The organism is Prevotella sp. BV3P1 (genome assembly GCF_000479005.1).
Taxonomy (GTDB): domain Bacteria; phylum Bacteroidota; class Bacteroidia; order Bacteroidales; family Bacteroidaceae; genus Prevotella.
On sequence record NZ_AWXC01000037.1, the window covers coordinates 140,906 to 160,853 of the forward strand.

General features: G+C 44.5%; 13 protein-coding genes and 5 tRNA genes. All 18 read left to right on the forward strand.

Annotated features, from left to right (window positions below; translation table 11 throughout):
- The first annotated feature begins 4 nt into the window (after window positions 1-4).
- The 18 genes from HMPREF1254_RS06960 to rpoC all read left to right on the forward strand — a co-directional run bounded on the left by HMPREF1254_RS06960 (window position 5) and on the right by rpoC (window position 19,592).
- Complete coding sequence (locus HMPREF1254_RS06960; RefSeq protein ID WP_155945437.1) at window positions 5-4,606, forward strand: hypothetical protein; 4,602 nt, start codon at window positions 5-7, stop codon at window positions 4,604-4,606.
- Window positions 4,607-4,851: 245 nt separating this feature from the next.
- Window positions 4,852-5,043: a 30S ribosomal protein S21 gene (rpsU, locus tag HMPREF1254_RS06965; RefSeq protein WP_004350084.1), complete on the forward strand. Its 192-nt coding sequence runs from the start codon at window positions 4,852-4,854 to the stop codon at window positions 5,041-5,043.
- 135 nt (window positions 5,044-5,178) lie between these two features.
- Window positions 5,179-6,057, forward strand: coding sequence for a tyrosine-type recombinase/integrase (locus tag HMPREF1254_RS06970; protein ID WP_023057921.1), 879 nt, complete (start codon window positions 5,179-5,181; stop codon window positions 6,055-6,057).
- Window positions 6,058-6,083: 26 nt separating this feature from the next.
- Complete coding sequence (gene hpf, locus HMPREF1254_RS06975; RefSeq protein WP_023057940.1) at window positions 6,084-6,383, forward strand: ribosome hibernation-promoting factor, HPF/YfiA family; 300 nt, start codon at window positions 6,084-6,086, stop codon at window positions 6,381-6,383.
- 100 nt (window positions 6,384-6,483) lie between these two features.
- Window positions 6,484-6,557 (forward strand) — tRNA-Thr (locus HMPREF1254_RS06980).
- A gap of 37 nt (window positions 6,558-6,594) precedes the next feature.
- Window positions 6,595-6,677, forward strand: a tRNA-Tyr gene (locus HMPREF1254_RS06985).
- A gap of 17 nt (window positions 6,678-6,694) precedes the next feature.
- A tRNA-Gly gene (locus HMPREF1254_RS06990) sits at window positions 6,695-6,767 on the forward strand.
- A gap of 6 nt (window positions 6,768-6,773) precedes the next feature.
- Window positions 6,774-6,845 (forward strand) — tRNA-Thr (locus HMPREF1254_RS06995).
- 86 nt (window positions 6,846-6,931) lie between these two features.
- Window positions 6,932-8,128 (forward strand): elongation factor Tu, encoded by a 1,197-nt coding sequence (gene tuf / locus HMPREF1254_RS07000; RefSeq protein WP_023057867.1) that lies wholly within the window; start codon window positions 6,932-6,934, stop codon window positions 8,126-8,128.
- A 79-nt stretch (window positions 8,129-8,207) separates the two neighbouring features.
- Window positions 8,208-8,280 (forward strand) — tRNA-Trp (locus HMPREF1254_RS07005).
- 16 nt (window positions 8,281-8,296) lie between these two features.
- Window positions 8,297-8,509 (forward strand): preprotein translocase subunit SecE, encoded by a 213-nt coding sequence (gene secE, locus HMPREF1254_RS11760; protein ID WP_081699052.1) that lies wholly within the window; start codon window positions 8,297-8,299, stop codon window positions 8,507-8,509.
- A gap of 11 nt (window positions 8,510-8,520) precedes the next feature.
- Window positions 8,521-9,066, forward strand: coding sequence for a transcription termination/antitermination protein NusG (nusG, locus tag HMPREF1254_RS07010; RefSeq protein WP_023057902.1), 546 nt, complete (start codon window positions 8,521-8,523; stop codon window positions 9,064-9,066).
- Window positions 9,067-9,122: 56 nt separating this feature from the next.
- Window positions 9,123-9,566, forward strand: a complete 444-nt coding sequence (gene rplK / locus HMPREF1254_RS07015; RefSeq protein ID WP_023057936.1) for a 50S ribosomal protein L11 — start codon at window positions 9,123-9,125, stop codon at window positions 9,564-9,566.
- Between the two features lie 14 nt (window positions 9,567-9,580).
- A complete protein-coding gene (gene rplA, locus HMPREF1254_RS07020) occupies window positions 9,581-10,273 on the forward strand; it encodes a 50S ribosomal protein L1 (RefSeq protein ID WP_023057894.1) in 693 nt (230 codons plus the stop codon).
- 18 nt (window positions 10,274-10,291) lie between these two features.
- A complete protein-coding gene (gene rplJ, locus HMPREF1254_RS07025; protein WP_023057970.1) occupies window positions 10,292-10,810 on the forward strand; it encodes a 50S ribosomal protein L10 in 519 nt (172 codons plus the stop codon).
- Window positions 10,811-10,885: 75 nt separating this feature from the next.
- The gene (gene rplL, locus HMPREF1254_RS07030) at window positions 10,886-11,263 is read left to right on the forward strand and encodes a 50S ribosomal protein L7/L12 (protein ID WP_023057880.1); all 378 of its coding nucleotides are present in this window, start codon (window positions 10,886-10,888) and stop codon (window positions 11,261-11,263) included.
- A 163-nt stretch (window positions 11,264-11,426) separates the two neighbouring features.
- Window positions 11,427-15,239, forward strand: a complete 3,813-nt coding sequence (gene rpoB, locus HMPREF1254_RS07035; RefSeq protein WP_023057897.1) for a DNA-directed RNA polymerase subunit beta — start codon at window positions 11,427-11,429, stop codon at window positions 15,237-15,239.
- 39 nt (window positions 15,240-15,278) lie between these two features.
- Window positions 15,279-19,592 (forward strand): DNA-directed RNA polymerase subunit beta', encoded by a 4,314-nt coding sequence (gene rpoC, locus HMPREF1254_RS07040; RefSeq protein ID WP_023057904.1) that lies wholly within the window; start codon window positions 15,279-15,281, stop codon window positions 19,590-19,592.
- Window positions 19,593-19,948 lie beyond the last annotated feature (356 nt).

Here is a 19,948-nt window from a genome sequence, read left to right on the forward strand (position 1 = left end):
AAAGATGAAGCAGTTTTTACACATAACCGCATCTACAATCTTCATGCTTTTGGTCTTCTGCTTGCCCATGTCGGCTTTTGAATATGTGGACGTGACTCCTTTGAACAGTAAGGTGTCGAAAGTGGACGTGGGAGGCGACAAAGTCAGCAGCATCACGCTGACCGTTACGCTCAAAGACAACGAAGCCCCCAACGGACAGGCGCAATTACGTTTGGCGACGGATAAAAACAAACTGGTGATGGGTGAAACCACACAGTTGTTGGATAATGTGCTCACACAAAAATCCACAAATCCCAACGTTTGGGAAATCACATGGAACAACGTCAAGGCAGGCAGCTATAAGGTGTATTTCCAACAAACAGATGGCAGCGAACACACTTATTTGCATGACATTCAGGTGGTGGAATTGCCGGAACCACCGGCTCCGAAATTAACCTTGACAAAAAAGGATGTGACATGCGGCTCTCTGGGATATGTAAATGTTGAGTTGGCAGGAGGAGCAAAACCGTTCAGTTATAAAGCAACTATTACACATTATAGAGGAGGAAGCGACATTAGAACTAAAGAAAATACCTCCGATAGGGGTTGGGTGATCAACAATTTAGCAGATGGCGACGAAGTGACTGTTGAGGTGACCGATGTTAAGAGCAGGAAAGCCTCTGCTTCCATCGGTTCTATCAGTTCTGTTTCTCCAGTATTTTGGCCAGATGGATCCAATTATTTTGTCAAGCGTACGGGGAAGGATACTTTCGACTATTATACGTCGTTTAAGATTGCATGCGATGATGAGAAGAGCTTGCAGGAAGCATTGGAAATGTTGGTGAAAACGGCTAAAATTAGGGCAAAAGATAACAATGGAGAGTGGTTCCCGCTTGAATTTGCCTCCGCTTATACCCATAAATTTTGGAGTGGTTATTATCGTTATTTCTTTAAAATCCCCTTTGACAACGGAAAGTTAGACATCAAGGATCGGAGATATGATATAAAATATACACAGCTTTGCGAGGGAGAGAAAACAAAAGATTTCTATTTTTGGGACACTACCGTGAATCAAATGCTGAATCTCTCACCATACGCAGTTGGAACGCCGACAGATGATTGCGGATGGAAGGATACCTCCTATGGTGTGTCATATAATTTTGCAGGAAATGAAGGTATGAGTGGGACACGTGTTTATTATTTTATGGACGATGCGCATCGCTATGCAAAAATCTATAAGCAAAACGCCGACCTTACCTATCCTACTGAGCCTTTGATAGAGGCTCCTATGTGGACAGAACAGTTTGATATCGACAAAAAAATCTCATTCAAATTACCAGGGACCGGTGTGTACAAGATGGTTTATTCCACAGGTAACCCGCAAACAGATTTTGAACGCGAATTTATTGTGAGTGATCCCAAGCCGGAAATGGTTTATTATGCGGCTTCTGATAATTACAGAAGATTTCAGAGAAGGGACTTAGGTATACATGGCAATACAGCCGGTATCGTTTTCTCCACTAACAACTTGGAAGCTCCTTTCCAAGTGATTATAAGCAGACCTGATGGCAAGAAGGACTTTATGATCACTGATTTTGGTGACGACCACGAATATCAAAAAACAATCAACTTCCCGCAGACGATAGACTTCACTAAGTCAAACAGCCACTACAACATCGGAGATTTGCCGGCAGGTGATTATGTGTTTACGCTAAAAGACCGATGTGGAAGAACAAGCGACCAAGGCATCCGAATTGAAGACGACAACCTGATGACCTATAAGCTGAGAAGGGACCACGGATATGGCGAAGGAGTTTTGGTTGAGTATAGTTGTGATAACCAAAGCAACAAAGTAAATTTTGACTTTGGGACTAGTCAAGACAAGAATATGTTTTCTTGGCCAACCTTACATTATGGATATGTCACCCAAACAGTTAAGAGTTCTACTTCCAACAATTGGAGGTACAGTTCTGATAAACCGAGTGAATTGAAGGACGAGGTTTATTTCGGCATCAGCTATTATCCCACTATCATAAACGGCGCCTCTGTACAGGCAATAACAGACCAGGAGGTTTATTCGGCAATTGCAAAAGAAACACGCACATATTCTCCTTATGAGGTCATGAACATCCATAAGAATGATGGCACCGCTTCTTGGAAGCCAGTGGATCAGCCTGACCCATATTGGGCAAAGTCATATAAGTTTGTTTTTAAGCCAAGCGAGCTGAATGCTTTTGATGTGACTGGAGCTTCTTGTGATGTTGCTGCGAAGAAAGGTAATATTTCTGTTTCCTTACAAAGTGGAAAGACTGTTACCATGCCGGCTACGTATGAACTTTATAAAGCAGATGCAAACGGAAATCCGCAAGGAGCTGCCATCCAAACTTACACAGCGCGTTCTACTGAACAGGCAAATGTGGTGTGGAAAGATCTTGTAAAAGGTTTTTATGCTGTTAGAATTACTTACGGCTCTGGCGGAAGTTGCGAAGTGAAAAAGGTTGTTGACCTGACGACTGCTGACCTTCCTCAAGTCAATGTGAAAACTCCTAACGGTTTTAAGGTGAATGATAATATCCATATAGACATTACCGATGGCATGAAACCATTGCAAGTTTCTCTCCCTGTTTCAAGCCATATTTACGACGTAGAGTGGTATGATGTCACGGGTGGAAAGAACGAATTGAAGCAAAACGGTAATAATATTTACGTTACTTTCACGGAGCCAGGAACATATACTTATGAAATCCGGACTCAGTTTACCGGCAACACCTCATGTTCGGGTTCTTCGGGAGGGACAAGATTGGTAAAATTCGTTGTTACTCGCAATGAACAAAAGAACTACTGGATTGGAAGCACCGATAAGAACACTGGTGACAACTTCAGCGTTGCGTCTAACTGGACAGCTAACAAAGTACCTACTGAAGGGGAAGACATTGTTTTTGCAACCGAGGAAAACAACAACGGCCATGCAGCGGTGAACGATTGCCGACTGACCGGCACAGAAAGACTGCCGTTGAATTTCACAGCAACAAATCTCGTTAATGAAAGCCAAAAGGCCATGGTTATTCCTCAAGGCTCCGCTTTATATGTAAAAACCTCAACTGTGGGATTTGAACATCAGAAAGATAATAACGGTAAATATGCACCCGTGCGTCTGAAAATAGAAGCGGGTTCTAATGGCAAGGCCAACGGAACATTTGTCGCACGCTATCAAGGAGTAGAGAAAGACAAGATTTATGCTGAAGTTCAGATGAACGTACTTACCAAGGCAGTAAATGAGACTTGGAAAGATAATCTCACGGGTTCACCGACGTTCGGAAAAACGCTTTATATTAATTCGACGGATCAGTTCTTCGGAATACCGTTTGCGGAAATGTCGGCAGCACAATTCCCGAAGTCAAGGCTCTATGTTTATGATGAGGCGCACAATGCAAAAAAGATGTTTTACCGTAAGTTTAGAAACGTGGCAAAAGGTGAAACGATGCATGCATTCAAGGCATATTCCATTCGTCGTGACGAACCGAGAACAATGCCACTCCGAGGCTACCTCAATTATAACGATGTTACATTGAAACTCACCCGCGAGGCTGCCAAGGTGGAAGGTGCAACCGGCGAAGAGTCGTTCGTTAGATGGGGATTAGGACAGAATTTGTTTGGCAATTCGTTCACCGCGCCAATCAAAATCAGTTCGATTACAATGCCAGACGACTTAGAAAAAACGGTTTATCTCTATAATACAGGAAGTGGAAAAGACTGGACAGCTACGCTAAGCAATAAAGATGCAAAAGGTGCTGGCACCTACACGGCTGTTCCAATCGATATAGCAGAAATACTTGACATGAATGAAATTCCTTCTATGCAGGGCTTCCTCCTCAAATATACGAAAGACAAAACCGTTTACAGCACCACTCCTACAGAGGTGAAATTGAGTTATAACAATAATGTCATGACGACAGCATCACTTCCGCAAAGAGCTAAGGCATACGAGATGGAAAATAATCAACCTACTGGATTTGTCAAGCTTGTTCTTCTGGGTGAGAAAACTGGCGACCAAATGTGGCTTTGCGAATCAGAAAATGCAACAGAAGGATTTGACAATGGTTGGGATGGTAGCAAGCTCGGTGGCGAAATGATGCCGACAGCTATTTATTCTACAACGAAAGATGGCATCTGGCAAGTCAATACAACTAACGATATTACTAAGGCAAACATCACGGTGAGAGTTTCCGAGCCAGGCACATATTGCATCAAGGCAACCAAAAAGGGTCTTGAACAATATGAAAATCTTAAATTGGTAGACTGTCAATCAAAGATTATTACTCCCTTTGATGCCGACACGCTCACTTATTCGTTCGCGACAGATGTCAAGAGTATGAATCAGAACAGATTTGTGTTGATGAATACCAAGGCTACTATGTTTGAAGACATCAAGACTGGTATCGACCTCCAGAGCGAAACATTGACAGGAGATTTCCTTATCTATAACCTCGCAGGAGCTTTGGTGAAAGATGTCAATCTGTCAAATGAAAGAACATTCCGCAAGTTAGGATTGGCACCAGGAGTTTACATCGTCGTTAAGAAAGATAGTATCGACAAGACGGGTAGAAAGCTGGTCATTACCGATTAAGCTATAACTTAAAAAGAAGAGCTGGAGAAACAATAGTGAGTATTTCTCCAGCTTTTTTTTATGTTTTTATGTTTGATATGACATAATCGGTAACCTCTACTTTAAATCGTATGGCTTGACGTAAAGATTAAAATGTAATCTAAAAACTTGGCTGTTTGATAAATAAGTCGTAATTTTGCACCCGCATTTGGTGGCGTGATGTCATCATGTAACGTAATAAACTATAAACAATTAAAAACAACAACATGATTATCGTACCAGTAAAAGATGGTGAAAACATCGAAAGGGCTCTTAAAAAATTCAAGAGAAAATTCGATAAAACCGGTGTGTCTAAAGAGTTGCGTGCTCGTCAGCAGTACAACAAGCCGTCGGTTTTGAAGCGCCTGAAGATGGAACGTGCCATCTACATACAGAAGTTGCGCGACGCAGAAGAGTAAAATCTTCTAAAAAATTTGGTAGTTTAAATTAATTTCCTTATTTTCGTTGCAAAATCTGATGCTGCTCTCTGTGAGAGGACATACATCGTTTCGAGAGAATGAAGCTTCAGATGCAATACTTCAACGGAAGGCGTCATGATAGAAGAGTTTTTGAACTACCTGAGATTTGAGAAAAATCGCTCAGCGCTTACAGCTAAAAGCTACGGCGATGACCTGAGGGCCTTTGAACGCTATTTTCAAGGCTTGGGGAATCAAATCGCATGGGAGTCGGTAGACTCGGATGTCATCCGCGGTTGGATGGAGGATATGATGGATCGTGGGAACAGTGCCACTTCAATTTGCAGAAGATTGAGTGCATTGCGTTCCCTCTATCGCTATTCCCTTTCCCGAGGGCTGGTTCAGGTCAATCCCACCTTGCGCATTGAACGTCCCAAGATGGGTAAACCCTTGCCTCAGTTTTTGAAGGAATCAGAAATGGATGAGTTGTTGGATGCCAGCACATGGGATACCAGCTATCAAGATGCCCTCGCGCGTACCATTATTATTACCTTTTATGAAACAGGCATGCGGTTGGCGGAATTGATAGGGTTGGATGATGTTTCAGTAGACTTTGTCAACCGGCAGTTTAAAGTTCTGGGAAAAAGGAATAAACAGCGACTCGTTCCATTCGGTGATGAACTGGATCAGGTTCTTAAGGTGTATTTGAATCAACGTAACGATCAGATTGTGCGAAACTCGTCGGCCTTCTTTTTGTCAAAAAACGGTGTTCGACTGAACCACAACCAAGTGAGGTATCTTGTAAAGAAACATTTGTCGCTGGTCTGCACTTTGAAGAAACGTACACCGCATGTGCTTAGACACACTTTTGCTACCACCATGCTAAACCATGGGGCGGGGCTTGAAAACGTGCAAAAGTTGCTGGGACATGAAAGTCTGGAGACAACCGAAATCTATACGCATACCACGTTTGAACAGTTGAAGAAAGTCTATGAGAAGGCTCATCCCAGAGCTTAACCTTTTTAAAAATAACAGGAGGTATTATGGAAATTAAGATTCAGTCAATTCATTTTGACACTACCGAGAAATTGGAAGCCTTTATCGAAAAAAAAGTAGGCAAGTTAGAAAAAACATTGGAAGATATTCAGAAAGTAGAGGTGCAACTGAAATTAATAAAGCCAGCAACCGCATTGAATAAGCAGACAGCCTTGACAGTAGCCGTTCCAGGCAGTACGCTGTTTGTGGAGAAAACTTGTGATACATTTGAAGAGAGCATTGACCTCTGTGTAGACGCTATGCGCGTTCAAATCTCCAAATACAAAGAAAAAATGCGGGCGCATTAAAAAAAAATCAAAAAAGCTTTGGCGATTAAAAAATAATCCCTATCTTTGCAGCCGTTTTACAACACGTATTAAACGAGTGGTTTGACGGCTGCATAGAATCGCCTCTTTAGCTCAGTTGGCCAGAGCACGTGATTTGTAATCTCGGGGTCGTTGGTTCGAATCCGACAAGAGGCTCTCCAACAAAAGGAAGTGCGGGTTGTATAAACAAAAAGGGTAGTTACCAGAGTGGCCAAATGGGGCAGACTGTAAATCTGCTGTCTTTCGACTTCGGTGGTTCGAATCCATCACTACCCACTTCAGTAGAAGTTTTTGCGGAAATAGCTCAGTTGATAGAGCACTAGCCTTCCAAGCTGGGGGTCGCGGGTTTGAGCCCCGTTTTCCGCTCTCACTGCTGTAATAGCTCAGTGGTAGAGCACTTCCTTGGTAAGGAAGAGGTCCTGAGTTCAACTCTCAGTTACAGCTCTACTTCGGTTCTATTTTATAGATCCTTTGTAGAAAAACAGATAAAACTTTTGACTATTCATTTATATAAATAAAAAAGAAAAGCTATGGCTAAAGAAGAATTTAAGCGTACCAAACCGCACGTAAACATTGGTACAATTGGTCACGTTGACCACGGTAAGACTACTTTGACAGCAGCCATCTCTAAGACTCTTCATGATAAGGGCTTTGGTGGTGAGGATGTTAAGTCGTTTGACCAAATTGACAATGCCCCTGAGGAGAAAGAGCGTGGTATCACCATCAACTCTTCTCACATCGAGTATGAAACAGCTAAGCGTCACTATGCACACGTAGACTGTCCGGGTCACGCCGACTATGTAAAGAACATGGTTACTGGTGCTGCTCAGATGGACGGTTCTATCCTGGTGGTTGCAGCTACAGACGGTCCTATGCCTCAGACACGTGAGCACGTGCTTTTGGCTCGTCAGGTAAACGTTCCTCGTTTGGTTGTCTTCTTGAACAAGTGTGACTTGGTTGATGATGAGGAGATGATGGAACTCGTAGAAATGGAGTTGCGCGAACTTCTTGAGCAATACGATTTCGAAGAGGATACTCCAATCGTTCGTGGTTCTGCATTGGGTGCATTGAATGGTGTTGACAAGTGGGTTGACAGCGTAATGACGTTGATGGACACTGTTGACGAGTGGATTCAAGAACCAGAGCGTGACCTTGACAAACCTTTCTTGATGCCAGTAGAGGATGTCTTCTCTATTACAGGTCGTGGTACTGTTGTTACAGGCCGTATCGAAACCGGTAAGGTGAAGGTAGGCGACGAAATTCAGTTGCTCGGTCTTGGTGAGGACAAGAAGTCTGTTGTAACAGGCGTTGAGATGTTCCGTAAGATTCTTTCTGAAGGTGAAGCTGGTGATAACGTAGGACTTTTGCTCCGCGGTATCGATAAGGATGAGGTGAAGCGTGGTATGGTTGTCGTACACCCTGGTGCCATCACTCCTCACGATCACTTCAAGGCTTCTATCTATGTATTGAAGAAGGAAGAAGGTGGACGTCACACTCCATTCGGAAACAAGTATCGTCCTCAGTTCTATCTCCGTACGATGGACTGTACAGGTGAGATCACTCTGCCAGAAGGCGTAGAGATGGTAATGCCTGGTGACAACGTAGAGATTGAGGTTACCTTGATTTACAAGGTTGCTCTGAACGAAGGTCTTCGTTTCGCTATCCGTGAGGGTGGTCGTACCGTAGGTTCTGGCCAGATCACACAGATTCTTGACGACGTAAAGTAAATTGACCACTAACGAGTAAGGCATACCTTTTCTCGTTATCATACAAAGTTCCCGCAATGGGATTGCGGGGACTTCTTTTACGGGTTTAGCTCAGTTGGTAGAGCACTGGTCTCCAAAACCAGGTGTCGAGAGTTCGAGTCTTTCAACCCGTGCTAAAAAAAGAATCATATGTTTAAGAAAATTGAAAGTTTTTTCAAGAATGCAGTAAATTACTGCAAAGCTTGCTATGATGAACTTGCGCATAAAACTACTTGGCCTACAAGCCGGGAATTAACTCACAGTGCAGTGGTTGTATTATCTGCTTCCTTAGTCATTGCACTGATTGTGTTCTGTATGGACTGGTGCTTCCAGCACTTGATGGGCATTGTTTATCCAGGTTAAATCATTAGGATATGGCTGAAACAAAAAAGAATTGGTATGTACTTCGTGCTGTCAGTGGAAAAGAAGCCAAGTTGAAAGAATACATTGAGGCTGAAACGAAACACAACACGTTGTTACAACAGCATGTTTCGCAGGTGTTGATACCTGTGGAGAAGCATGCAGCCTTGCGTAATGGCAAGAGAGTTGAAAAGGAGAAGATCAGTCTCCCGGGATACGTTTTTGTTGAAGCTTCCCTCGTAGGTGATGTGGCGCATACCTTGCGTTTCATGCCCAATTGTTTGGGATTCCTTGGAGGATTGGACAATCCATCGCCTGTTCCTCAGTCTGAAATTAATCGCATGCTTGGCGAAGCCGAAGAAACCGAAATTATGAGCAGTATTGAAGTTCCTTATGAGGTTGATGAGGTTGTCAAGGTGACCGATGGACCGTTTAGCGGTTTCACTGGCGTCATCGAAGAGGTGAATGCCGAGAAACATAAACTGAAGGTCTTGGTCAAGATTTTTGGACGTAAGACTCCGCTGGAATTAAGTTTTATGCAAGTTGAAAAAGAGGCTTAACGCAGTTACGGGCGTTAGGTTATCTTTCATATATATTAAATTAAATATTAACAAAAATGGCTAAAGAAGTAGCTGGATTAATCAAATTACAGATTAAAGGTGGTGCTGCGAATCCTTCTCCACCAGTAGGACCTGCTTTGGGTTCTAAGGGTATCAATATCATGGGATTCTGCAAGGAGTTCAACGCCAGAACCCAGGATAAGGCAGGAAAAATTATTCCTGTTATTATCACTTACTATACTGACAAGTCATTCGATTTTGTTCTCAAAACACCTCCTGCAGCAGTACAGTTAAAGGAGATGGCAAAAGTAAAGACAGCCTCAGCTCAGCCCAATCGTCAGAAGGTAGCCTCCGTTACTTGGGATCAGGTACGGACTATTGCTGAAGATAAGATGGCCGATTTGAATTGTTTTACTATTGAGAGTGCGATGAGACTTGTTGCAGGTACTGCACGTAGTATGGGTATTACTGTAAAAGGGGAATTCCCTGGAAATAATTAAAACTTCAATTAGAAATGAGTAAACTGACAAAAAATCAGAAATCAGTAGCTGAGAAGGTTGAAGCAGGGAAGGCATACACATTGAAAGAGGCTTCAGAATTGGTGAAGGAAATTACCACCACTAAGTTTGATGCATCTCTGGATATCGATGTTCGCTTAGGCGTAGACCCACGAAAGGCTAACCAGATGGTGCGAGGTGTTGTAACACTTCCACACGGAACTGGTAAGGTTACTCGTGTTCTCTGCCTCTGTACTCCTGATCAGGAAGCAGCTGCCAAGGAAGCAGGTGCCGACTATGTTGGTCTGGATGAGTATATCGAAAAGATCAAAGGTGGATGGACAGATGTAGATGTGATTATTACAATGCCATCATGCATGGGAAAAGTAGGTCCTTTGGGTCGCGTGCTCGGGCCTCGTGGCTTGATGCCTAACCCTAAAAGTGGTACTGTAACTATGGATGTTGCTAAGGCGGTTTCGGAAATTAAGAAGGGTAAGATAGACTTTAAGGTTGACAAGGCAGGTATCATTCATACCTCCATTGGCAAAGTGAGCATGACAGCAGAGCAAATCTATGGCAATGCGAAGGAGTTTATCTCTACGGTTATCAAATTGAAACCGACTGCTGCTAAAGGTACATACATCAAGAGTATCTTTATTTCCAGCACTATGAGTAAGGGTATCAAGATTGATCCTAAATCAGTTGAATAACTCTAAAAGTTTTGTAAAATGAAAAAGGAAGTAAAAGATACTATAATCGTTGAATTAGGTGAGAAGCTCAAGGAGTTTCCGCATTTCTATCTTGTAGATCTTACAGGGTTGGATGCCGGAGCTACAAGTGCGCTTCGTCGCAAATGCTTCAAGAACGAGATTAAGATGGTCGTTGTGAAGAATACGCTTCTGCGTAAAGCCTTCGACGCATCTGATGTTGACTATGAACCTTTATACGATAGTTTGAAAGGCAGCACGGCTGTGATGTTCACACAGACAGCTAATGTGCCTGCTAAACTACTGAAGGAATATCAAAAGGAAGGAATTCCTGCACTCAAAGCAGCTTATGCTGAAGAAAGTATCTATGTAGGTGCGGATAAATTGGCGGAGCTGGCTGCTCTCAAGAGCAAGAACGAAGTTATTGCAGAGATTGTTACATTGCTGCAATCACCGGCAAAGAACGTTGTTTCTGCTCTCCAGTCGGGTGCAAACACCATTCATGGCGTTTTGAAGACATTAGGCGAGCGTCCTGAGTAATCAATGATGTTCATTCATTGATGGTATTAAGAGTAAATAAATAAGATAAAAAATAAATTAAATTTTTAGAATAAAATGGCAGATATTAAAGCTATTGCTGAAGAATTGGTAAATTTGACAGTTAAGGAAGTTAATGAGTTGGCAACAGTCCTCAAGGACGAGTATGGTATTGAGCCCGCTGCTGCAGCTGTTGCTGTAGCTGCTGGTCCTGCAGCTGGTGCAGCTGATGCAGCTGAAGAGAAGACATCTTTTGATGTTGTCTTGACAGAAGTTGGTGGTACCAAGCTTCAGGTTGTTAAGGCCGTGAAAGAAGCTTGTGGCCTTGGCTTGAAGGAAGCTAAGGATTTGGTAGACGGTGCTCCTGCTACCATCAAGGAAGGTCTGTCTAAAGACGAGGCTGAGAACTTGAAGAAGGCTATTGAAGAAGCTGGTGCTAAGGTAGAACTCAAGTAAGCTCAAATAATTAGGCACTGTATCGCCATTGTGGCTTTACAGTACCAATTACTTTATTACGAATATGGTTAGGATTTGCTCAGTAGGCACGTCCTAACCTTTTTGTGTTAAGATGACAAAATCCTAATTGGCTCATGGGAAAGTTTTCCCAATCATAAAATATATGGCTACAAAAATCATTGATAACAGAATTAATTTTGCAAGCGTACATAATCCGGTTCCATTTCCGGATTTCCTCGACGTGCAATTAAAGTCCTTCAAGGATTTCTTACAGTTGGAAACACCACCTGAGGAACGCAAGAATGACGGTTTGTATAAGGTGTTCGCAGAGAACTTCCCTATCACCGATACGCGTAACAATTTCGTTCTTGAGTTCTTGGATTACTATATCGATCCACCCAGATATTCCATTGACGAATGTCTGGAGCGTGGCTTGACATATAGTGTGCCTTTGAAGGCAAAGATGAAACTTTATTGTACTGATCCTGATCACGAAGATTTTGGTACTTTTATACAGGATGTGTTCCTGGGCACCATTCCTTATATGACGGATAACGGTACCTTTGTTATCAATGGCGCCGAGCGTGTTGTTGTTTCTCAGCTGCATCGCTCACCAGGTGTCTTCTTCGGCCAAGGAGTGCATGCCAATGGTACCATGTTGTACTCAGCTCGAATCATTCCGTTCAAGGGTTCGTGGATTGAGTTCGCTACTGACATCAATAATGTGATGTATGCCTATATTGATCGTAAGAAGAAACTGCCCGTTACCACTTTGTTGCGTGCCATAGGCTACCAGTCGGATAAAGATATTCTTCAAATCTTTGATCTTGCTGAAGAAGTAAAGGTGAATAAGAAGAACATGAAGGCTGCTGTTGGACGCCGACTGGCCGCACGTGTTCTGAAAAGCTGGAATGAAGACTTTGTGGATGAGGATACAGGATCCGTGGTGTCCATTGAGCGCAATGAGGTTATTATGGAGCGCGAAACTGAAATCACTGCTGAGAATCTTCAAGACATCTTGGATAGTGGAGCTTCGACCATCCTGTTACATAAGGATTCTGAGATGGCAAACAAGTTTGCAATCATCTTCAATACGCTGTCGAAGGATCCATCCAACTCAGAAAAAGAGGCGGTTACCTATATTTATCGTCAATTGCGTAATGCCGACCCGGTAGATGACGCCAGTGCCAGAGAGGTATTTAATAATTTGTTCTTCTCTGACAAGCGTTATGACTTAGGAGAAGTAGGCCGCTATCGTATCAATAAGAAATTGGGCTTGGATACCGACATGGATATCCGTGTGTTGACCAAAGATGACATTATTGCGATCATCAAATATTTGATTCAGTTGGTCAACTCCAATGCCACGGTGGATGACATAGATCACTTGTCTAATCGACGTGTGCGTACAGTTGGTGAGCAGTTGTCCAATCAGTTCTCTATTGGGTTGGCCCGTATGAGTAGGACCATTCGTGAACGCATGAACGTGCGTGACAATGAAGTCTTCACACCCACTGATTTGATTAATGCCAAGACCATCACAAGCGTAATCAACTCGTTCTTTGGAACCAATCCATTGTCGCAGTTCATGGATCAAACCAATCCATTGGCTGAGGTCACTCACAAACGTCGTTTGTCAGCGTTAGGCCCTGGTGGACTTTCACGTGAACGTGCAGGTTTCGAGGTGCGTGACGTACACTATACACACTATGGTCGTTTGTGTCCTATTGAAAGTCCTGAAGGACCAAACATTGGCTTGATTTCTTCACTTTGCGTGTATGCAAAGATCAACGACATGGGCTTCATTGTTACCCCTTATCGAAAGGTGAAGGATGCAAAAGTTGACATGAACAATGATCATATCGTGTTCATGACAGCGGAGGAAGAGGAAGATTTGCCCGTTGGACAGGGAAATGCTCCGTTGCGTAAAGATGGTTCGTTCATTCGTGACTATGTGAAATGTCGTCAAGATGCCGACTACCCAGTAGTTGCCCCCGATGAGGTTGCCTTGATGGATGTTTCTCCCCAGCAGATTGCTTCTGTTTCTGCTGCGCTGATTCCATTCTTGGAGCATGACGATGGTCACCGCGCGTTGATGGGATGTAACATGATGCGTCAGGCCGTACCTTTGCTTCACAATGATGCACCTATCGTAGGAACAGGATTGGAGAAGCAGGTGTGTGAAAACTCTCGTACGATGATTACTGCCGAAGGTGATGGTGTGATAGATTATGTTGATGCTACAACCATTCGTATCTTATATGACCGCACCGAAGAAGAAGAGTTTGTAAGTTTCGAACCAGCCTTAAAGGAATATCGTATTCCCAAGTTCCGTCGTACCAATCAAAATATGACCATCGACTTGCGTCCTATTTGTGTGAAAGGTCAACGTGTGAAGGATGGCGACATCTTAACTGAGGGCTACGCAACTGAAAACGGTGAGTTGGCACTCGGTCGCAACATGTTGGTGGCTTACATGCCATGGAAGGGATACAACTATGAGGATGCTGTGGTTATTTCCGAACGTGTCGTTCGTGATGACGTATTGACATCTGTCCACGTTGATGAGTATTCTCTTGATGTCCGCGAAACAAAGCGAGGCATGGAAGAGTTTACCAACGACATCCCCAATGTTAGTGAAGAGGCAACCAAGGATCTTGATGAAAATGGTGTCATCAGGGTAGGGGCACGGGTAGAGCCGGGTGACATCTTAATTGGTAAGATTTCACCTAAGGGCGAGAGCGATCCTTCTCCTGAAGAGAAATTGCTTCGTGCCATCTTTGGTGACAAAGCCGGAGACGTGAAGGATTCCTCTTTGAAGGCCAACCCATCCTTGAGTGGTGTCGTGATTGACAAAAAACTCTTTACGCGTGCCATCAAGACACGTGAGACCAAGAAGCATGATAAGCTGATTCTTGCGAAGATCGACGAAGAGTACGAAGCCAAGAATACCGACTTGAAGGATATCCTGGTAGACAAGTTGTTGACTTTGACAGAGAGCAAAAAGTCACAAGGTGTGAAAGATTATACGGGTGCCGAGATTATTACAAAGGGAAGCAATTTTACAGCTGCCGCTTTGAAGAATCTGGAATATGACGGAATTCAGTCTAACGATTGGACGGATGATGAGCATACCAATGGCCTCATCCAGACGTTGATACTTAACTATATCCGAAAATACAAGTTGCTTGATGCAGAATTGAAGCGTCGTAAGTTTGCCATCTCTATCGGTGACGAACTCCCAACAGGCGTTTTGCAGATGGCTAAGGTCTACATCGCTAAGAAACGTAAGATTAGTGTGGGTGACAAACTCGCAGGACGCCATGGTAACAAGGGTATCGTGTCTAAGATTGTCCGTGTAGAGGATATGCCATTCTTGGAAGACGGTCGTCCGGTTGACTTGGTGTTGAACCCATTGGGTGTGCCTTCTCGTATGAACCTGGGACAGATATTCGAAGCCATCCTTGGTGCTGCCGGTCGCAAGCTGGGTGTTAAGTTTGCCACACCTATTTTCGATGGTGCCAAATTGGACGATTTGTCAGAATGGACAGACAAAGCCGGATTGCCTCACTTGTGCTCTACCCATCTGTATGATGGAGAAACAGGAAAGATATTTGACCAGCCTGCAACGGTGGGTGTCACCTATTTCTTGAAACTCGGACACATGGTTGAGGATAAGATGCACGCACGCTCTATTGGTCCTTACTCTTTGATTACCCAACAGCCACTTGGTGGTAAAGCACAATTTGGTGGACAACGTTTTGGTGAGATGGAGGTATGGGCTCTTGAAGCTTTCGGTGCAAGTCATGTATTGCAAGAGATCCTCACCATCAAGTCAGACGACACAGTTGGGCGCAGCAAGGCATACGAGGCTATCGTCAAGGGCGATGTCATGCCAACACCTGGTATCCCAGAGTCGTTGAATGTACTTCTCCATGAATTGCGTGGACTCGGATTGAGCGTGAAACTCGATTAGTAATGAATAGATTGTTTTCACACAATAAAGATAAAGAACATGGCTTTTAAGAAAGATACAAAAGTAAAAAATAATTTTACGAAGATAACCATCAGCTTGGCTTCTCCCGAAGAGATTCTGGAGAATTCTTACGGTGAGGTGACTAAACCAGAAACCATCAATTACCGTACGTACAAGCCCGAACGGGATGGCTTATTCTGTGAACGCATCTTTGGTCCTACAAAAGACTACGAGTGCGCTTGTGGTAAGTACAAGCGTATTCGTTACAAGGGAATTGTCTGCGACCGTTGCGGCGTTGAGGTCACAGAAAAGAAAGTACGTCGCGAGCGTTCCGGACATATTGAATTGGTGGTGCCTGTAGCACATATATGGTACTTCCGCTCCTTGCCTAATAAGATTGGTTACTTGTTGGGTATGCCAACCAAGAAACTTGATTCGGTGATCTACTACGAAAAATATGTAGTAATCAAACCTGGACTCATGGAAGGACGTAAAGACGCAGATGGAGCTGAAGTCAATGGGTCACATGTTATGGATTTACTGACGGAAGATGAATATCTCGATATCATCGACCATCAACTGGATCCAAACAATGATCGCTTGGAGGATACGGATCCCAATAAGTTTATTGCCAAGATGGGTGCTGATGCTGTCTATGATTTGCTGGCCAATCTGGATTTGGATTCTATTTCGTACGAGTTGCGTGACCGTGCCAACAACGACTCGAGCCAACAGCGCAAGACAGAAGCCTTGAAGCGTTTGCAGGTTGTTGAAGCCTTCCGTACCAGTACGGATATCAATCGCCCCGAGTGGATGATTCTGAAGATTGTTCCAGTGATTCCACCTGAGCTACGTCCGCTCGTCCCATTGGATGGAGGTCGCTTCGCTACTTCCGACTTGAATGATCTCTATCGTCGCGTCATTATTCGTAACAACCGTCTGAAGCGCTTGATGGAAATCAAAGCGCCTGAGGTTATTCTGCGCAATGAGAAGCGTATGCTCCAAGAGGCAGTCGACTCCTTGTTCGACAACTCTCGCAAGAGCAGTGCGGTGAAAAGCGAGAGCAATCGTCCATTGAAGTCGTTGTCTGATTCTCTGAAAGGTAAGGCAGGACGTTTCCGTCAAAACCTCTTGGGTAAGCGTGTTGACTATTCTGCTCGTTCGGTAATTGTCGTTGGACCAGAATTGAAGATGGGCGAGTGCGGCTTGCCGAAGTTGATGGCTGCCGAGCTCTACAAACCCTTCATCATCCGCAAACTAATCGAACGCGGCATCGTTAAGACCGTAAAGAGTGCCAAGAAGATAGTCGACCGTCGTGAACCTGTCATTTGGGACATTTTGGAAAACGTGATGAAGGGTCATCCAGTGCTGTTGAACCGCGCCCCTACACTTCACCGATTGGGTATCCAGGCTTTCCAGCCTAAACTGATTGAAGGCAAGGCTATTCAGTTGCATCCTTTGGCTTGTACCGCCTTCAACGCCGACTTTGATGGTGACCAGATGGCCGTTCACCTTCCTTTGAGTAATGAGGCTGTTCTTGAAGCTCAGATTTTGATGCTCCAGAGCCACAACATCTTGAACCCAGCCAATGGTGCGCCTATCACCGTTCCTTCTCAGGACATGGTGCTCGGTTTGTATTATGTAACGAAGATTCGTCCGGGAGCCAAAGGCGCTGGCCTTACTTTCTATGGCCCTGAAGAAGCCATCATCGCCTATAATGAAGGACGATGCGACTTACATGCCCCTGTGAAAGTGATTGTCAAAGATTTGGTCAACGGACAGTTGGAAGACCGCATGGTCGACACATCCGTAGGTCGCGTCATCGTCAATGGCATCATCCCAGATGAAGTGGGCTATTTCAATGACATTATTTCTAAGAAAACCCTGCGTGGCATCATCTCAGATGTTATCAAGGTGGTAGGTATGGCTCGCGCATGTGAGTTCTTGGATGGTATCAAGAATTTGGGTTACCGCATGGCATACCTGGCTGGTCTTTCTTTCAACCTGGATGATATCATCATTCCTGAAGAGAAGGAAGGCATTGTGAAGAAAGGACAGGACGAGGTAAATCAAATCAAGTCCAACTACGAGATGGGATTCATCACCGATACCGAACGTTACAATCAGGTTATCGATGCATGGACACATGTCAACAACGAGTTGGGTGACGTCCTCATGAAGGTGATGACCGAGAACGACCAGGGATTCAATGCCGTGTACATGATGCTCGATTCTGGAGCCCGTGGTTCTAAGGATCAGATTAAGCAGCTCTCCGGTATGCGTGGCTTGATGGCCAAACCTCAGAAAGCAGGAGCCGAAGGACAACAGATTATCGAGAACCCTATTCTTTCTAACTTCAAGGAAGGTATGTCAGTGCTCGAGTACTTTATCTCCTCACACGGTGCCCGCAAGGGTCTTGCCGATACGGCTATGAAGACTGCCGATGCCGGTTATTTGACACGTCGTTTGGTAGACGTTTCCCACGATGTCATCATCACCGAAGAAGATTGTGGCACTTTGCGTGGACTGGTCTGCACAGCACTGAAGAGTGGGGATGAGATTATTTCGACGCTTTACGAGCGTATCTTGGGACGTGTTTCTGTGCATGACATTATTCACCCGACAACAGGCGAACTGATTGTAGCGGCTGGTGAGGAAATCACAGAGGACAAAGCCCGCCAGATAGATGAATCTCCCATCGAGAGTGTTGAAATTCGTTCGGTGCTCACTTGTGAGAGCAAGCGTGGGGTCTGCAAGAAGTGTTATGGACGTAACCTTGCAACAGCCCGCATGGTTCAAAAGGGCGAGGCCGTTGGTGTTATCGCAGCACAAGCCATTGGTGAGCCGGGTACGCAGCTTACCCTTCGTACTTTCCACGCTGGTGGTGTGGCTGGTAATGCGGCTGCAAATGCCAGCATCGTGGCAAAGAACGACTGCAAGATTGAGTTTGAAGAACTGCGTACCGTACCATTCGTTGAGAGTGACGGCGAGAAGGATGTTGAATGTATGAAAGTGGTGAGCCGTTTGGCTGAAATCCGTTTCATCGATCCCAACACTGACATCGTATTAAGTACATTGAATGTACCTTATGGCAGCTCACTCTATTACAAACATGGTGACAAGGTGAAAAAAGGTAGCCTCATTGCTAAGTGGGATCCTTTCAACGCATTGATCGTTTCAGAATATTCCGGTACCTTGAAGTTTAATGGCGTTGTCGCTGGTAAGACCTACCATGCTGAAACTGATGAAACAACGGGTCTGACAGAAAAGATTATTAGCGACTCTAAGGATAAATCATTGGTGCCTACCTGTGACATCATCGGTAAGAATGGAGAAGTGTTGGGTACCTATAACTTCCCTGTTGGTGGACACGTTGTCGTTGATGACGGGGCAACCATCAAGTCGGGTCAAACCTTGGTGAAGATACCACGTGCCGTAGGTGGTGCAGGTGATATCACTGGTGGTCTTCCGCGTGTTACCGAGTTGTTCGAGGCTCGTAACCCATCCAACCCCGCTGTGGTTTCTGAAATCGATGGAGAGGTAACCATGGGCAAGGTGAAGCGAGGCAACCGTGAAATCATCGTCACGTCAAGAACTGGTGAGCAAAAGAAGTACCTTGTTTCATTGAGCAAGCAGATTCTTGTTCAGGAACACGATGCTGTTCGTGCTGGAACCCCGTTGTCTGATGGTGTCATCACACCCGATGATATTTTGGCTATCAAAGGCCCAACCGCTGTACAAGAGTACATCGTGAACGAGGTACAAGACGTGTATCGTTTGCAAGGTGTGAAAATCAATGACAAGCACTTCGAAATCATTGTTCGCCAGATGATGCGTAAGGTTCAAATCAACGAGCCGGGTGATACTACATTCTTGGAGCAAGAACTGGTAGACAAACTCGACTTTGCTGAGGAGAACGATCGTATCTGGGGTAAGAAGGTTGTTACCAATGCCGGCGATAGCGAGGTGTTGAAAGTAGGACAGATTGTGACGGCGCGCAAGCTCCGTGATGAAAATTCGGCCTTGAAACGTCGTGATTTGCGACCCGTAGAGGTTCGTGATGCTCTTCCTGCTACGTCCACTCAGATACTTCAGGGTATCACTCGTGCCGCTTTGCAAACCAAGAGCTTCATGAGTGCTGCTTCGTTCCAGGAAACGACAAAGGTTCTCAACGAGGCTGCCATCCGTGCGAAAGTAGACCATCTGGAGGGAATGAAGGAGAACGTGATTTGCGGTCACCTGATTCCTGCCGGAACAGGCCTTCGTCAGTGGGAGAAACTCATTGTAGGCTCGAAAGAAGAGTACGAGCGTATCGAAGCAAATCGCAAGAATGTACTCGACTTTTCAGAGTAACCACTAGTAGAATACAAACAAGTGGCTGCCTCATGGCAGCCGCTTGCATTATCAGAAACCGGCTGCAGGCCTTGAAACTTGCAGCCGGTTTTTGAGTTTATAGCGATTCGAAACGTTTTTGTTGCCTGTTTTGTCACATGCGTCAATATTTTCGGCTCAATCGTTGTTTCACCAATGTGTAAAAAGGTTTGTTTGCAGTGTTTAAGATGCACATTACCAATTGCTATGCTATTACCAGTCAAGCATTCAACATCGCCGCTTTTGTGTAGTAAAACAGGATGATCACACAAAGACCGCTCATATTGGGTGCTTACACTGTTTCATCATATTTTAAAATCTTAGTTATTTACTTTTGT

Coding starts and splice junctions, on each gene's coding strand:
- HMPREF1254_RS06960 (WP_155945437.1), top strand. CDS start 5: ATGAAGCAGTTTTTACACATAACCGCATCTACAATCTTCATGCTTTTG.
- rpsU (WP_004350084.1), top strand. CDS start 4,852: ATGATTATCGTACCAGTAAAAGATGGTGAAAACATCGAAAGGGCTCTT.
- HMPREF1254_RS06970 (WP_023057921.1), top strand. CDS start 5,179: ATGATAGAAGAGTTTTTGAACTACCTGAGATTTGAGAAAAATCGCTCA.
- hpf (WP_023057940.1), top strand. CDS start 6,084: ATGGAAATTAAGATTCAGTCAATTCATTTTGACACTACCGAGAAATTG.
- tuf (WP_023057867.1), top strand. CDS start 6,932: ATGGCTAAAGAAGAATTTAAGCGTACCAAACCGCACGTAAACATTGGT.
- secE (WP_081699052.1), top strand. CDS start 8,297: ATGTTTAAGAAAATTGAAAGTTTTTTCAAGAATGCAGTAAATTACTGC.
- nusG (WP_023057902.1), top strand. CDS start 8,521: ATGGCTGAAACAAAAAAGAATTGGTATGTACTTCGTGCTGTCAGTGGA.
- rplK (WP_023057936.1), top strand. CDS start 9,123: ATGGCTAAAGAAGTAGCTGGATTAATCAAATTACAGATTAAAGGTGGT.
- rplA (WP_023057894.1), top strand. CDS start 9,581: ATGAGTAAACTGACAAAAAATCAGAAATCAGTAGCTGAGAAGGTTGAA.
- rplJ (WP_023057970.1), top strand. CDS start 10,292: ATGAAAAAGGAAGTAAAAGATACTATAATCGTTGAATTAGGTGAGAAG.
- rplL (WP_023057880.1), top strand. CDS start 10,886: ATGGCAGATATTAAAGCTATTGCTGAAGAATTGGTAAATTTGACAGTT.
- rpoB (WP_023057897.1), top strand. CDS start 11,427: ATGGCTACAAAAATCATTGATAACAGAATTAATTTTGCAAGCGTACAT.
- rpoC (WP_023057904.1), top strand. CDS start 15,279: ATGGCTTTTAAGAAAGATACAAAAGTAAAAAATAATTTTACGAAGATA.